The 13,586-nt window shown below is 34.4% G+C and carries 19 protein-coding genes, 1 tRNA gene and 1 pseudogene; all 21 read right to left on the bottom strand.

What is annotated here, in order from left to right; translation table 11 throughout:
- Positions 1 to 134: 134 nt before the first annotated feature.
- Positions 135 to 221: transfer RNA gene (locus LE180_RS03895), tRNA-Ser, on the bottom strand.
- 679 nt (positions 222 to 900) lie between these two features.
- Complete coding sequence (locus LE180_RS03890) at positions 901 to 1,062, bottom strand: hypothetical protein (protein WP_374134164.1); 162 nt, start codon at positions 1,060 to 1,062, stop codon at positions 901 to 903.
- Between the two features lie 430 nt (positions 1,063 to 1,492).
- On the bottom strand, positions 1,493 to 1,675 hold the full coding sequence (locus LE180_RS03885) for a hypothetical protein (protein WP_374134163.1): 183 nt from the start codon (positions 1,673 to 1,675) through the stop codon (positions 1,493 to 1,495).
- A 52-nt stretch (positions 1,676 to 1,727) separates the two neighbouring features.
- On the bottom strand, positions 1,728 to 2,144 hold the full coding sequence (locus LE180_RS03880) for a hypothetical protein (RefSeq protein ID WP_374134162.1): 417 nt from the start codon (positions 2,142 to 2,144) through the stop codon (positions 1,728 to 1,730).
- Positions 2,145 to 2,398: 254 nt separating this feature from the next.
- Entirely contained in the window at positions 2,399 to 2,719 is a 321-nt protein-coding gene (locus LE180_RS03875) for a hypothetical protein (protein ID WP_374134161.1), read from the bottom strand.
- Complete coding sequence (locus tag LE180_RS03870; protein WP_374134160.1) at positions 2,720 to 2,935, bottom strand: hypothetical protein; 216 nt, start codon at positions 2,933 to 2,935, stop codon at positions 2,720 to 2,722. It abuts the gene before it with no gap.
- Positions 2,936 to 3,136, bottom strand: a pseudogene (locus LE180_RS03865) (acyl-CoA dehydratase activase-related protein); the annotation flags it as partial.
- Positions 3,137 to 3,696: 560 nt separating this feature from the next.
- Positions 3,697 to 3,891: a hypothetical protein gene (locus tag LE180_RS03860; protein ID WP_374134159.1), complete on the bottom strand. Its 195-nt coding sequence runs from the start codon at positions 3,889 to 3,891 to the stop codon at positions 3,697 to 3,699.
- Between the two features lie 239 nt (positions 3,892 to 4,130).
- Positions 4,131 to 4,280 carry a hypothetical protein gene (locus tag LE180_RS03855; RefSeq protein ID WP_374134158.1) on the bottom strand — a complete coding sequence of 50 codons (150 nt, stop codon included), beginning with the start codon at positions 4,278 to 4,280 and terminating at the stop codon, positions 4,131 to 4,133.
- 352 nt (positions 4,281 to 4,632) lie between these two features.
- Complete coding sequence (locus LE180_RS03850; RefSeq protein WP_374134157.1) at positions 4,633 to 4,884, bottom strand: hypothetical protein; 252 nt, start codon at positions 4,882 to 4,884, stop codon at positions 4,633 to 4,635.
- 12 nt (positions 4,885 to 4,896) lie between these two features.
- The gene (locus LE180_RS03845; protein WP_374134156.1) at positions 4,897 to 5,151 is read right to left on the bottom strand and encodes a Jag N-terminal domain-containing protein; all 255 of its coding nucleotides are present in this window, start codon (positions 5,149 to 5,151) and stop codon (positions 4,897 to 4,899) included.
- Positions 5,152 to 5,174: 23 nt separating this feature from the next.
- The gene (yidC, locus tag LE180_RS03840; RefSeq protein WP_374134155.1) at positions 5,175 to 6,716 is read right to left on the bottom strand and encodes a membrane protein insertase YidC; all 1,542 of its coding nucleotides are present in this window, start codon (positions 6,714 to 6,716) and stop codon (positions 5,175 to 5,177) included.
- 17 nt (positions 6,717 to 6,733) lie between these two features.
- Positions 6,734 to 6,958, bottom strand: coding sequence for a membrane protein insertion efficiency factor YidD (yidD, locus tag LE180_RS03835; RefSeq protein ID WP_374134154.1), 225 nt, complete (start codon positions 6,956 to 6,958; stop codon positions 6,734 to 6,736).
- 3 nt (positions 6,959 to 6,961) lie between these two features.
- Positions 6,962 to 7,372, bottom strand: a complete 411-nt coding sequence (gene rnpA, locus LE180_RS03830; RefSeq protein ID WP_374134153.1) for a ribonuclease P protein component — start codon at positions 7,370 to 7,372, stop codon at positions 6,962 to 6,964.
- Between the two features lie 24 nt (positions 7,373 to 7,396).
- Positions 7,397 to 7,531 carry a 50S ribosomal protein L34 gene (rpmH, locus tag LE180_RS03825; RefSeq protein ID WP_374134152.1) on the bottom strand — a complete coding sequence of 45 codons (135 nt, stop codon included), beginning with the start codon at positions 7,529 to 7,531 and terminating at the stop codon, positions 7,397 to 7,399.
- A gap of 841 nt (positions 7,532 to 8,372) precedes the next feature.
- Positions 8,373 to 8,789, bottom strand: a complete 417-nt coding sequence (locus tag LE180_RS03820) for a tyrosine-type recombinase/integrase (RefSeq protein ID WP_374134151.1) — start codon at positions 8,787 to 8,789, stop codon at positions 8,373 to 8,375.
- A 44-nt stretch (positions 8,790 to 8,833) separates the two neighbouring features.
- Positions 8,834 to 9,052, bottom strand: coding sequence for a hypothetical protein (locus tag LE180_RS03815; RefSeq protein ID WP_374134150.1), 219 nt, complete (start codon positions 9,050 to 9,052; stop codon positions 8,834 to 8,836).
- 263 nt (positions 9,053 to 9,315) lie between these two features.
- Positions 9,316 to 10,032: a ZIP family metal transporter gene (locus tag LE180_RS03810; protein WP_374134149.1), complete on the bottom strand. Its 717-nt coding sequence runs from the start codon at positions 10,030 to 10,032 to the stop codon at positions 9,316 to 9,318.
- 94 nt (positions 10,033 to 10,126) lie between these two features.
- The gene (gene pyk / locus LE180_RS03805) at positions 10,127 to 11,239 is read right to left on the bottom strand and encodes a pyruvate kinase (RefSeq protein WP_374134148.1); all 1,113 of its coding nucleotides are present in this window, start codon (positions 11,237 to 11,239) and stop codon (positions 10,127 to 10,129) included.
- A 1,087-nt stretch (positions 11,240 to 12,326) separates the two neighbouring features.
- Positions 12,327 to 12,902: an aminoacyl-tRNA hydrolase gene (pth, locus tag LE180_RS03800; RefSeq protein ID WP_374134147.1), complete on the bottom strand. Its 576-nt coding sequence runs from the start codon at positions 12,900 to 12,902 to the stop codon at positions 12,327 to 12,329.
- A gap of 5 nt (positions 12,903 to 12,907) precedes the next feature.
- The coding region (locus tag LE180_RS03795) for a 50S ribosomal protein L25 (protein WP_374134146.1) at positions 12,908 to 13,586 on the bottom strand (679 nt) is incomplete at its 5' end.

Here is a 13,586-nt window from a genome sequence, read left to right as displayed (position 1 = left end):
TACAGAACAATACTACGGACATTTAATGCCTAATTATTTTGACTCAACAATGCAACATTTCAATCCATTTATAGAACATTTATAGAAAGATATTTTATTTTTACTATTTACCGACGCTGTTAAAAAATAACAAACGGAGAGAGAGGGATTCGAACCCTCGATAGAGCTTCCCCTATAATAGTTTTCAAGACTATCGCCTTAAACCGCTCGGCCATCTCTCCTCTTGCTATTTTATAAATCCAAAATTTATTACAGTGCCTAGAACTACTACAAACCAACTCCTATTCCCATGCTACGAAAAGCAAACTTTCATCCTCTCAATTCCTAATCTCACACCCCAACGACTTCGCCACCACTCCTATCAGAGAAAGAGGAATTACTACAGTTGGAAGAGAACAATTGCAACAATAACTGATAACATATATATGTCTTTCACGCGTTTGCTGCAACGGAAGATAATCAAGGATCGCCCCCTATACGCCTCTAATAAGCAGTGATTCTACAATATTATTGTATTCCTCGCAAACTTTTGTAGGATGAGTGCAAAAAACTACGAATATGTTGTAAAATATAGTCGTAAGTTTTTAAAAGTCTAAGAGAAAAAAAATCCATTGCCTCAGGTAAAAATGAGTAATTCTAAATAGTTTTCAATATCCATCTTCAGCTTATTTGCAAGTTGTTATACACGATTCCGGCAAGCAATGATCCTCATACATCTTCTCCTCTGCAAATGATATGAGAACATTTTTTCAGCTATATTAGCAGCCTTTCTCAAGGCTTCACAGTATTCTTCGTTGTCTTCGGCGTATCAAAATCCATTTCAGCTTGGATTATCGCCATCTTTGCGACAGTAACTCTTGTAGAATCTGAAGCAACATTCTCCTCATAAAAAGCAAGTTCTCATTTTGCTTTTTGCAAATCATTCTTCGCTTCCTGATCACCTTTAAAGCTATAGCTAAAACTTTTTCTTTCAGGTTTTACAAAATGTTCAACCTTAGCTGCAAAAATACTACCTACACAAAGTGACTTAACAAACAAAACTAAAAAACTAATTTTCTTCATCTACATCTCCTGACATCATTTATCTAACTCCACACTTAAGCGCATGTTCATTATAACCTAAAAAAAGATATAAAACTTAGTTATCTAAAATAAAAATGAGAGAAGCAAAGAGTTTTTATAGTGATGGCAATAGTTGTTATAATAAGGTAGCGTTTGAGAGATACATGCCACAAGAGAAGTTAGTAATAACGAAATCGGGGACGCGCTTTGATAGAGAGTAGCAATAATAGCAGCATAAGAGATAACGTGGCACGATTTAACAGAAGGACGAAGAGGTATAGCAAAAGATAAGATATGTTAGAAAAGACTTTGGGAATGTTTTTAAACAGAGATGTTTTAACAAATATAATGGGATTACAAATGTATCAACAGAAACAGACCAATGCCAACCAAGAAATGAGAATAGAAAGATGAATAAAAGCAATGCCTATCATTTAACATTTTGTCTAGCAACACTCATCAAAAGTTTTATTCTATTTATTTGATTAGTTTCGCTTGCGCCGGGATCGTAATCAACTGCTGTAACGCCCTTGCCTGTTATATGATTTAGCAGACAGCCAAAAGGTTGCACACAAACAATGTTGTTTACGCCATCTTCTATAAGCTCAAGCATTTCAGCAGTTAACAGCCGACCCTCGCCGGTTTGATTGCATACAGAAATAATTTCAGACGCTTTTTTGCCATGTCTTTTGTAGTTTGATAAGTATGAAAATTAGCGCTTTTTTCAAAGTTTTTCTTATAACGGAACGGAGTCTTTCTATATAACTGCTTGCAATAAAAGCAATCGCTCTATTTTTAAAACTTCCGTCGATATATTTGTGTTTATAGATATCGTCAAATGAACAATAGTTTATAAAATCTGTTATATCAGGCACAATTACTTCTGCACCTTCTTTTTCTAAAGCAGAAACTAAATTGTTATTTGCGTCAGGATGAAATTTCACAAGAATTTCGCCGACAACTCCTACACACGGTTTTTTTATCTTTTGAATGGCAATACTGTCAAAATCTTTAATGATTTTCTTAATAGTTTTTTTAAAATTAAAGTATATTGTTTTTCCTATCCTCTCTGCAAGACGCATAAGCCACATCCATCTTCACTAAATTATCAGTTTGCCCAGCATATGCTTCGTAAGGACACATACGATTGGATAATTTCATAAGCAAGTCGCCGTAGATAAGCGCAAGCAAAGCATCTTTGATAACAGAAAAAAATCCCCAAAGCTTTGTTAAGAGAAGAGTTTGTTGTGTTTAAAGAAATGATTGGCACATTTTTAAACTCTGCTTTTTCTGCTGCTTTTCTTAAAAATCCCGCATAACTTGTAGCTCTACGATCTCAGTCCGTTTGTGAAATTATCATAGCAGTTTTATTTAAGTCATACTTACCTGATTTTAAAGCGTTTATAAGCTGACCGACAACAACTATTGTAGGATAGCACGCGTTGTTGTTTACATATCTTAATCCTTCTTCAATATCATTTTTATTAACTTTTGAGAGAATCTCTAAATTTATTCCGTGTTTACGAATTGCAGAGTCTGCAAGGCGGAAATGCAGTGGAGACAATTGCGGTCCCAAAATTGTATAAGTTTCCCTCATGTCTTTCGTAAATTCAGAAAACTTTGTTTTTTCAAAAATATTTTCTTTGAATAGTTGCAATCAAAGATCGTATGCGTATTTTTCACTGCGCCCAAGATTAGAGCCTTCGTCTATTTTTAGTATGGTATAAATTTTGCCAGCCTTAGAAAGAATTTCTTCAGTCTGTTCCGTAGTAATTGCATCTAGTCCACAGCCAAAGGAATTAAGCTGCACAAGTTCGAGATTATCTATCCTTGTAGCAATATTTGACGCACGATGCAAACGAGAATGATACATTCACTGATTGACAAAATTAATTTTTGGAAGAGCTCCGGACAAATGCGCCACTGAATCTTCTGTTAAAACTATCATACCTTGAGATGCAATTAAATCTGCAACGTCGTGATTTATTGCAGAGTCAATATGATACGGTCTGCCGGCAAGAATTACTGTAGATTTTCCTAACCCTTTAATTTCTTTAATGAGTAAATATCCTTGTTTTTTATATCTTTTTTAAATAGACTAAGAGTCGTCCTTGCTCTAAGCACAGCAACAACAAGTTCTTTTTTTGTTATTTTAAACTCTTTAAATTCTGCTGCAAGCCTGTATATAAATCTTTTGGTATTGCCAAAAGGAAGAAACGGTTGTAAAAAGTTTTTTCATCGAAGAAAACAGCAATACTTAGTAAACAATTATTTTCGCAGCCGTTACAGCGCGTATTTTTTGTTTGACATGAAAAGGACAACAATTTTTCCTTAGATGCAAGCGTCGTTGAAATTTTTTATTTTGCAGCGCAATAACCGCCGCTCCAAACGCTCCCATAAGCCCTACAATATCAATACGTATAACTTCTGTTTTAAAAGATTCTCTGTAGCTCTTAAACCACCGTTATTAAAATGTTCCACCTTGAACTAACAATATGCTCGCCTAACTCTTTAGTATTATTTATTTTTATAACTTTGTATATGGGTTGGCGTTATTAATAACGGAATAATCAAGCCCTGCGAAAATATCATCCGCGCCTGCGCCTTCTTTTTGAGCCTGCTTAATTTTAGAATTCATAAACACTGTGTGATGCATCTTGAACCTAAATCTACAGGCTTTTTAGCAAACAATGCAAGCTCTGCAAAATCATGCGTTGTATGGTTTAACGACTGAGAAAAATTTTGCATAAAAGAACCGCAACCCGAAGAACACGCTTCATTTAAAATTATTTTATCTATAAGTCCGTTTTCGACATATATACATTTCATATCTTGTCTGCCACAATATCTAAAATAAAAGATACTTTAGGATTAAAGCGATAAGCCATTTTATAATGGACTATTGTTTCAACTTCCCCGCAATCCAAAATTGAGAGCAGTTTTAATCAAGGTAAGGCTTCGCCGTAACCTGTAACGCATGCTCTGACTATCTGCGCAGATTGAGAAAGTCTTTCATAAATATCTTTTAAATTTCTATTACGGATTGTAGAGGATTGCCGTTGTTTGAATTATAGTAAGAGTATACTAACTATAGCCTTGTCTTGATTTATTAAAACAGCTTTGGTGGTGGTTGATCCTGCGTCAACACCTAAAAACAATTCGCCTTTAATATTTTCTAGTTTAATTTTAGCAGCAGACATTTTATTGTGTCTATTCAAAAATACATCATAGTCTTTTTTATCTGCAAATAACGAAAGAAGAAGTTCTGAAACATCATGAAAAGACGTATTTTTTAATAGGCTGAATTTTTCTTTTACTTGTTCTATGCAACCTCTTTATCGGAGCTTAACAAAGCAGTTCCAAAAGAAACAAAAAAATGAGCGTTGTCAGGGAAAAATATATTTTCAGATTTCAACTGTAATGATTTTATGAAACAGTAAAGAAAAGAGAATCGCCAAGAAAACATATGTTTCCTTTTATCGCACGACTTCTTCTCTTACAAGTTCTCCTATTGTTTGGTTAACAACAGCTTTAAGAATACTTGCCACAATATCTTCTTTCACAGCTCCTTCATTTAAAGAGAGGCAAAACGTCTGTTTTGGCAAATACGCCACATCTTGTGGCTATAGAATTATATTGTGTTTTGGGATTTTCGGAAAGTTCATTTATGCCTGCTGTGGCAGTCTTGAGAACCTGCGCCATTTGATATATAAAAGCACCCGTGCCACCTGCACATGTTTCATTCATTCTTTGGTCTATTGAAGAGTCGTCGAAAAATGTAATTTTTGCGGATGCTCCCCTTCCCCCAATTTGTATTGGCATCCTCTTTGATTATTAGATATTATTAATTTGGACCGGATTTTTTGTAAACTTTTTCTGGTCACTTTCAGTCGCTACCTTGTTGGAACACTTAGAATCGTCAGCTGATATTAATACCACAGCAGGCTTCGAACCCATAAGACCAAAAAGACCTGTTGACCCCTCACTTACAATCCTTATTTCCGCATCTTCCTTGCGACACCCAAGCAGATATAAACCATTATCGATTGCTTCTGTTACAGTTTTACCTTTGGACTCTATTTCCGGCATTCTCTATATCACCTCATTTTATTTTAAGAATGTTTTACACGAACTTCGTCTTTTTTTATTACAAAATACTGCTCTATCATAGAAATTGCGCTATTTGTAATCCAGTATATCACAAGACCTGATGGAAAAGCCCAAAACATAAACGTAAACAGTATAGGCATTATGTACATTATTCTTCTTTGCGTAGGATCAGACGTCGCCGCAGTCATTCTCTGCTGGAAAAATATTCCAAGTCCCATTAGTAAAGGAAGAAGATGGACGCTAAAAGAACCTATCTGCATAAAATGATCAGCAGCTGACAAATCGTTTACCCATAATACCCAATGAGCATTTCTCAGTTCATAGGCATTTCTTAACATCGTAAAAAATGCCCAGAAAATCGGTAATTGTAAAAGCATAGGCAAGCAACCGCCCAAGGGATTAACTTTTTGAGATCTGTAAACATTTAACATTTCTGCTTGCAACCTCTGAGGATTGTCTTTATATTTTGTCTGTATATCTTTTATTATAGGTTGTATGCGTTTCATTGCAGCGGCAGATTTAAGACTTTTCAAGGTCAAAGGCAAAACCAAAATCTGTATTACTATCGTAATCATTATAATTGCCCAACCATAATTGCGTGTAAGCTGATAAAAGAATGTTAAAACTGAGAAAGCGATTTTGCCCAAAAAGCCGAAAAATCCGAAATCTACGGTTTTTTCGAGACCTAAGTTATATGTCTTCAAGTATGTATAACCTTTGGGACCTAAATAAAAGTTAATGTGGTATTCTTTTTTATTTATTTCTTTTGGCATGGTTGCCGTAAGAGCCAAAGAATAAGGATGTTTTTTGTCTAATCTTGCAGGAATAATTCTGTCGAAATCAGTTGGTGCCTCAGGAATAAATGCCACAAGAAAATATCTGTTGTCTATAGCAGTCCATTGATAAAGAGGAGCAAGTTCTGAGTCTATTTTAAGTTTTTTAAGTTTATGTGGTTTATCCACCGTATAAGCCAAAGCTCTCGTAAGCGTAATATTTTCTTTGAGTTCTTTGTTGTCGGTACCAAGACCCGGTCCCCAATCAATATCTATTCGAGGTACGGATACTTCGTCAATCTTTTCAATAGCAATAGTCAAACTATTCATATAAAAATCTGAAAAATTATATGTTTTTGTAATTATCCAGCCCTGTCTTGAATCATGTTCGAAAACTATTTTTTCATTAGATTTTGAAACGATTTTATAAATTGAACCGGAGAAGTTTGCTAAAACTGGCGCAGACTCGGGAAACACTAAATCCACCCATTCGCCATTTTTTTCTTTAATAGCCCAACTTAATACGGCCGCACCTTTGTTTGTTAGAACGGCTTTGTACTTCCCCGTTTCAATGTTAACGCACTCTTCTTCTATGTGTTGCATAATGTCCGGTTTGTTCAAATTTGTATTTCGAATTTCAGCGACATGAGTGACTACAGTTTGCGCTTGTTGTTGCGGAATTTGCTGCGATGGAGTTGGAGCAAAGAAAAAAAACCAAACAAAAATTGTTACGGTCGACAATACTACAAACAAAACAGACTCTTTCTGCATTATTACTTCCTTTTGAATTAAATTTTCTTCTTAGGTAAAGGCACTGGATCAAAACCACCGTCACAAAAAGGATGACAACGAACAACTCGTTTAAAAGTCAAGTAAGAACCTTTTAAAAAACCGTAAACTTCTATTGACTGATAAGCATAAGAAGAACAACTTGGCTGAAAACGACACCTAGACGAAACAGCTTGAGAAACAAGCTTATAACACTTAATTAGTAGAAGCGCAAAATGTTTCATACACTACTCCAAACCCGCATATAACTTCGCGCTCTTGAGCAACCCTAAAACAATAGTTTTCAAACTGTTATAATCCAACGATGCAGTTTCCCGTCTAGAAACAAAAATTAAATCCAACCCCGGTTCCATCAAATGTTTGCTTGTTCTAAAAATTTCTCTTAATCTTCTTTTTGTTCGGTTTCTTACAACGGCAGTTCCTACTTTTTTAGGAGTAGCAAGTCCCAATCTTCTTACAATGCGTCCGTCATTTCTCTTATAAGCCAAAACTCGTATGTTCTTATTTTCCAGCCTTAAACCACTTTTAAATACTTTGTTAAAATCTTTCTGAATATGCAGTCGTTCAAAATACGTAAAGGAAAACATCTTTTTAACACCATTGCTTCCGTAAGACAATCTATTCGATGAATCCTTCATATTTTTCACCCGCACAAAAACGGTTCACGCACTTATTGTTTTGCGACCCTTTCTCCTGCGCGCGCTTAACACTCTTCTTCCACCAGGGGTTGCCATCCTAGCCATAAAACCTATTTTCTTTTTTCTTCTGTCTTTGTTTGGTTGAAACGTTCTTTTCATTTTAAAATCCTCTTTACCACAATTTCGTGAGCAACCATCCACCGGTGATTGTATCTAAAAAGACACATAGTGTCAAACCCCTGTAGTATCTCGTAACACAATAGATTTTTCTAAGTGCAAGCTGAAAGAACTTATAGCAAAATCTAAAAGCGAAACAAAATCAAGACTTTTGGTGAAATCTTTTTATGTTATACCAAAGTAAATAATCAATCAAATGATTGTTGATTATATTTATATCTATCATTCAAATCGTTGTCATATTCGTTTAAGAATTGTTCTGGCATATGAAAGTATAAAAGCATTTCTATTTGGACTTCTTGGATAATTCCAAAAGTGTGCAATTGTTTTATCTTTCAACTCTTCATCAAACAGTCCGTAAAACTCTGACCCATTATCTGTTTGTATATGTTCTATTTCAAACGGACTTACTCGGTTTATCTTTACTAAAAAATCTTTTGCATTTGTGCTGCTTAACTTTTATACGCTTGTGAAAATGCAACCCTGTTATTGCTTCCTCATTTCTTCTATTCGTTGCGCAACTGTCAAAATTATTTATTAAACCTTTATCTTTTAGTTCCCACTATATTTCCTTTTCCATTTGTATAATGTCGCTCTTTTTATCTTTCCATACTTTAATGCTGCTTTTAATACAATTTCTTTATAAAATTCCAATTCCTCAAGTCTTCCTTTTATTTCTTTTGAAAACTCCTCTTTTGCTACGGCTTTGTGTAATGCTTTTATTGTTCTGCTGGCAGGTATCTTGTGATATACATTTATGTCCCACTTTTTCTTATAAACCTCTGAATTCTTTAATAAAAGAATAGTTGCTTACCTGCTTTTCCTATACAAAGCAAAGAATTCGTCTAAAACTTAAAATAGAATGAATAGGTATAGTCCTGATTGATGTTTCGTTCTTTGGACTCCAGTTTAAATGCGGCTTCTTTTGAATTTTAATTATGTTATTTGAAAAATCAATATCTGTAAGTTCCAAATGACAAACTTCCCCTCGTCTTAACCCATGCCAAAGAGCAAGTTGACAAACAGTTAAATAAGGTTCGTATATGTTAGACATAAATGTTTCGATTTCAAAATCAGACACTATATAATCTTGTGTTTTTGTAGGAAGTTTTAATAATTTCGTAAATGGTGAATAATTTTTATCATGATATTTGTTGTTATAGGCATAGACCTGCCAAACGTGATAGACTTCTCCTCGTTTCTTATAGTGAAACGTACTTGAAATCCTTTCTAGACACATAACTTTTGACAAATATCATCTCTTTTTTGTAGATGCTCATTAACTCATTTTTTCTTATCTTTTTTACCGTTTTTAAGTTGTTCAATCTCTAATTTTAGTTTAAGATTTTTTATTTCTTTTTTAACAACTCTGCTTCTATATCTTTTTCCAAAAGTTCGTTGTCTTTTTTCAACAATACTTTCTTTTGAGCATTTTTCATTTTTAATTCCATATATTTTAATAAATTTTAGTAAAATATCGTATCTATAAATACCTCTTGCCATATTTACGAAAACTTCGTCAAATATTATTTAACATCTAACAAATCGATTTTTATATTTATATCGATTACAAAACGCCGGCAAAGCGCAGGGAACTTTAATGTCATTAGATTGTACAATTAAACAAGACTTGGCATTCATGACAATCCTATAGAGACATGCTCTGAGATACGGGCATTATAATACTCGAAAGGAAACGCAGTAAAAAACCTTATTGCACAGCTAGAAAACATAAACGATGCAAAATCAAAACTTGTAACATATAATTAATGTCCAATAACATGTTCTGCCACAAGTACAACGAATGCTCCTGCAAACAACATAAGGGCTGTAATTCTGTTTTTAGACTTGTGCGTTTCAGGAATTAGATCTGAGGCTGACAGGAAGATAAAGGAGCCTGCTGTTATACCAAGCAATGCGCCAATGGCTGGCGTAGATATATTCCTGAATAAACACATTCCTGTAATAGTCCCTATCGGAGTAAACCAAGCTGTAAGAAGAGAGAAGTTTAGAATTGTTCTTTTAGAAGCTCCATTATGCAATAAAATGCCGGAAATGGTTATACCGTCAGGAAGCTTGTGAAGTAGAATTGCAAGAGTTGTAAGAAGTCCGAGGTTAGCGTTAGCTTCAAATCCTATTGCAATTATTAGTCCGTCAATTATTGAATGTAAAGATAATCCTGCTATTGATGTTACATGTGTATGAGTGCGATTGGCGCATGCCTCGTCGTGACATGGATGAAATAAAACTACAAATTGTAAAAAAAACATAATCAAAAATCCTAGAAGGGAATAAAGCATTGTATGTGAATTCAGCTCTAACCCTTCTGGTATCAAATGAGCAAATGCAAGTGTAAGCATTGCACCTGCTGCAAAGTTTATTACAAGAAAAGAATTTCTTTCAGACCACCTGTGAAATGTTAATATTATGAGAGATCCAACCATTGCCGCGCTTGCAGCTATAAGAGAATAAATAATTTCCATTGATTCCTAACAGATTATTTTGTTACGCCTTGACTTAAGATTCAAGCATCCTTTTAATATACGCACCAACACAAAGTTAGTTGACTATATATTCTCATTTTATAAAAAATTTACTTTTATTTTCTTCTGTGAACTTTATAACATTCCACATCATTGCAACAGCTTTTTCGGGGTAATGTCCTACAGACGTTTCGGCCGAAAGCATGGTGTAATTTGTTCCATCAAGTACGGCGTTTGCAATGTCGCTAACTTCTGCTCTTGTAGGGACAGGATTATCGATCATGCTTTCAAGCATTTGAGTTGCTGTAATTGCAAATTTCTTATGCTCATTACACTTTCTAATTATATATTTCTGAAACACAGGTCCTTCCCACACAGGGATTGAAATCCCGAGATCACCTCTCGCGACCATTATACCGTCAACAACATCAAGAATCTCGGCAAGATGATCAATCCCAGATCTATCTTCAATTTTTGCGACAAGTTTACATTTTTTGTTTTTCTGCTCTTTTAAGATATCTACCAAAGGCTGCATATCTGCAGCATCTCTAACAAAAGAATTTGCTACGAAATCAACATCATTTTTTAAAGCAAAGAGCATGGCGTTGCGATCTTTCTCTTCTAATAATTCAAAATTAAGTTTAGCTTCAGGAACATTTACGCCCTTGTGCGTTTTTAAAAAATAATCCATTTGAACTTCAGCAATAATTTCATCTTTTTTTGAAGACAAAACTTTTAAAATAAGATTGCCATCTTCAATAAAAACAATCATCCCTCTCTTAATGTCCGTGAGTGAGTTCCTGTAATCTATCGAAACCTTTTTATTGTTACCGACAACTTCTTTATTTGTAAGGATAAGTTTTTGTTTCTTTTTTAATTCTACTTTTCCGCCAGCTATCTTGCCCACTCTAATTCTGTGCCCTTCAAGATCTGCAAGAATTTTCACATTTTTTTTGTATTTTTTGTTAAGCATTCTGACTAAAGCAATGTCCTTTTCATACTCTTTAAATGTTCCGTGAGAAAAATTAAGTCTTACTATCGACATACCGTTATCAGATAAATTTTTTAAAATCTGAGGCGAACGTATGGATGGTCCCATTGTACAAACAATTCCTGTCTTAGTCATTAGTACCTCTTTTTTAGTTACTCTCAATTCATCAATGGCAAATGCTTCAAAGATTTCAAGACTTCTTTCTCCATCTTGCATCGTTTCCGAAAGTATTGTTCATACACAGACAAGTTCTAAAAATCCATACCACGATAAACTGAATAATATTGTTTTTGATTTCCCTTTTTCTTTTGATTTTAAAATTTCGACGATCACTGATTTTGTTGTGCAAATCCGTGGTAGATATATCAAACTTTTGTGCTTCGCAAATGCTTTTACTGCTTAAAAAACACCGAGCCAATCTAAGTGATAAATTTCATTCTATTAAAGCACGCGAAATAAAACGAACTCAACAAATCCACACGAACCAATTATATATAAACGTGTTTCCAAAGTCAACAATTTGTATTGGTTATGTCGCCACAAAGTTAAAAATGGACTGTTTTTGAAAGGAGTGCAAAATTAAAAGAGGACTATGTACAACACTTTAATCCGTAATAAAGGTGGAGTGATTTAAAGTATGAGGCAAATACACAAGAAGTTCAGTAATGAGCAAGTAAAAGAGGTGTTAGACAAATATGAAAAAAGCATTTTCAAAAGGCAAATTATAGAACAATTGTGGGTATTGGACGGAGTCAATTTTTAATTTGTTAAAGGAACACAGAAACGACGAAGCAAAATTCAGCATTGATTACAAAAGAAGTACAAACACAAACGAAATTGATGACGACAAAAACGATTTAATTCTTTATGAATTAAAGGAGCGGTTCAAACTTATACAAGACAGCTACAAGACAGCGAAATACCGATATATCGTTATAATTACAGTTATGCACAACAAGCAGCAATATTGAGGAAATATAATGTCAAAGTATCAAGACAAACAGTAGTAAACAGAGCAAAGGATAGGGGATATTATACAAACATTCAAAAGAGCAAAAGCCTCACGACAGATTTGTTGCAACAAACAACATTGAGAGGCTTATACAGCACAACAGCAGCCATCATTTATTTGCTCCTTACGCCAATGTTAAATAGTATTTGTTCACAAGTATTGATGATTTTAGCCATTTGATGTTAGAAGCTCGTTTTATAGAAGCTGAAAGCTCCATTTGGCAATATAGAGTCGTTTAGATTACTACGACTTGCAAACGTCGCAAGTCTCGCAGTGCAGTGTCGGCACAGCTTAAAGCGATTTGACTATAGAAACCGCCTTGTCTATTCCTGATTTATTTATTTCTTCAAAAATATTAACAGATACTTCTTTTATTAAATTTATTTTCCCTTTGTCTTCTTGATTAAATCTTGATAACACAAAATCTGACTTCTGGAGAAACTTTGGTAACGGACCTATACCTAGTTTCATTCTTGGGAAGTTGTCTGCATGTAAATGCTCTATAATGGAACCTACGCCATTATGCCCTCCAGCAGATCCCGACATTCTAATTCTGTATTTGCCAAGAGGTATTGAGAAATCATCGTAAAAAACAAAAATTTCTTCCGGCTCGATTCTATAATATCTTGCAAACGAAGCAATTGCCCTACCTGAGAGATTCATAAAAGTCATGGTCTTTAAAAGCCATACCTTACACTCGAAACAGTCACAAGAAGAAACACTCGCCATATTCTCCCAAGTTTTAAATTCTAGACGTTTTGACATTGCTATTTCGTCTAAAACAATAAAGCCAAAATTATGACGTGTACTTTCATATTTACGACCGAGATTGCCAAGACCTACAAAAAGCTTAATATCTCTACTCATTTAATTCACTTTTTTACTGCAACTCCAGCTGCAGGAGTTGCCGCTACTGTGCCTTCTTCGCCTTCTTTATCTTTCTTCCCTTTACTGATTACTTCAGGCTGAATCGCTTCTGCACTTGTCTCTACCGACTTCTCTTCTTCAACAGCAACAGTGATAACGTTGACTATTAATGTTGACTGATCTTGAACATAATCTACTCCATCTAATTTAGGCAAATCTGCAACAGTTATTCCATGTCCTATGCCCAATGCGCTGACATCAATACTGATTTTTTGAGGAATGCTCTTAGGCAATGCTTTAACTCTAACTTCTCTGGAGATGAATTCCATAACACCGCCAAAATTTTTAACACCATCCGCAATACCATCAATATGTATAGGCACAGAAACTTCAACTTTATCAGCGAGAGAAATCGACTGAAAGTCTATATGTATAGGGGACTGTGTTAAAACATCTCTTTGCAAAGATTTTACAATTGCAGCTTTCTTACCGGATTTAAAATTCAAATCTATGATTACGTTTGCTCCGTTTTCTTTTATTATTGAATCAAAAGTTTTTAAATCAACAGATATAGATTCAGACTTTATATTTTTTCCATAAAACACTGCGGGAATTTTTCCGCCTTTCCTCAAATCTGACAAAATTCCTTTTGATTCTAATTTTCTTGATTCAACATCTAAAGTT

Source organism: Candidatus Endomicrobiellum pyrsonymphae, from assembly GCF_020328025.1.
GTDB classification, from domain to species: domain Bacteria; phylum Elusimicrobiota; class Endomicrobiia; order Endomicrobiales; family Endomicrobiaceae; genus Endomicrobiellum; species Endomicrobiellum pyrsonymphae.
The sequence above is the reverse complement of the archived record's forward strand: the minus strand, read 5'-3'. Positions and strand labels throughout refer to the sequence as shown.

Coding starts and splice junctions, on each gene's coding strand:
- LE180_RS03890 (WP_374134164.1), bottom strand. CDS start 1,062: ATGAAGAAAATTAGTTTTTTAGTTTTGTTTGTTAAGTCACTTTGTGTA.
- LE180_RS03885 (WP_374134163.1), bottom strand. CDS start 1,675: ATGCTTGAGCTTATAGAAGATGGCGTAAACAACATTGTTTGTGTGCAA.
- LE180_RS03880 (WP_374134162.1), bottom strand. CDS start 2,144: ATGCGTCTTGCAGAGAGGATAGGAAAAACAATATACTTTAATTTTAAA.
- LE180_RS03870 (WP_374134160.1), bottom strand. CDS start 2,935: ATGTATCATTCTCGTTTGCATCGTGCGTCAAATATTGCTACAAGGATA.
- LE180_RS03860 (WP_374134159.1), bottom strand. CDS start 3,891: ATGAAATGTATATATGTCGAAAACGGACTTATAGATAAAATAATTTTA.
- LE180_RS03850 (WP_374134157.1), bottom strand. CDS start 4,884: ATGCCAATACAAATTGGGGGAAGGGGAGCATCCGCAAAAATTACATTT.
- LE180_RS03845 (WP_374134156.1), bottom strand. CDS start 5,151: ATGCCGGAAATAGAGTCCAAAGGTAAAACTGTAACAGAAGCAATCGAT.
- yidC (WP_374134155.1), bottom strand. CDS start 6,716: ATGCAGAAAGAGTCTGTTTTGTTTGTAGTATTGTCGACCGTAACAATT.
- yidD (WP_374134154.1), bottom strand. CDS start 6,958: ATGAAACATTTTGCGCTTCTACTAATTAAGTGTTATAAGCTTGTTTCT.
- rnpA (WP_374134153.1), bottom strand. CDS start 7,372: ATGAAGGATTCATCGAATAGATTGTCTTACGGAAGCAATGGTGTTAAA.
- rpmH (WP_374134152.1), bottom strand. CDS start 7,531: ATGAAAAGAACGTTTCAACCAAACAAAGACAGAAGAAAAAAGAAAATA.
- LE180_RS03820 (WP_374134151.1), bottom strand. CDS start 8,789: ATGTGTCTAGAAAGGATTTCAAGTACGTTTCACTATAAGAAACGAGGA.
- LE180_RS03815 (WP_374134150.1), bottom strand. CDS start 9,052: ATGGCAAGAGGTATTTATAGATACGATATTTTACTAAAATTTATTAAA.
- LE180_RS03810 (WP_374134149.1), bottom strand. CDS start 10,032: ATGGAAATTATTTATTCTCTTATAGCTGCAAGCGCGGCAATGGTTGGA.
- pyk (WP_374134148.1), bottom strand. CDS start 11,239: ATGCAAGATGGAGAAAGAAGTCTTGAAATCTTTGAAGCATTTGCCATT.
- pth (WP_374134147.1), bottom strand. CDS start 12,902: ATGAGTAGAGATATTAAGCTTTTTGTAGGTCTTGGCAATCTCGGTCGT.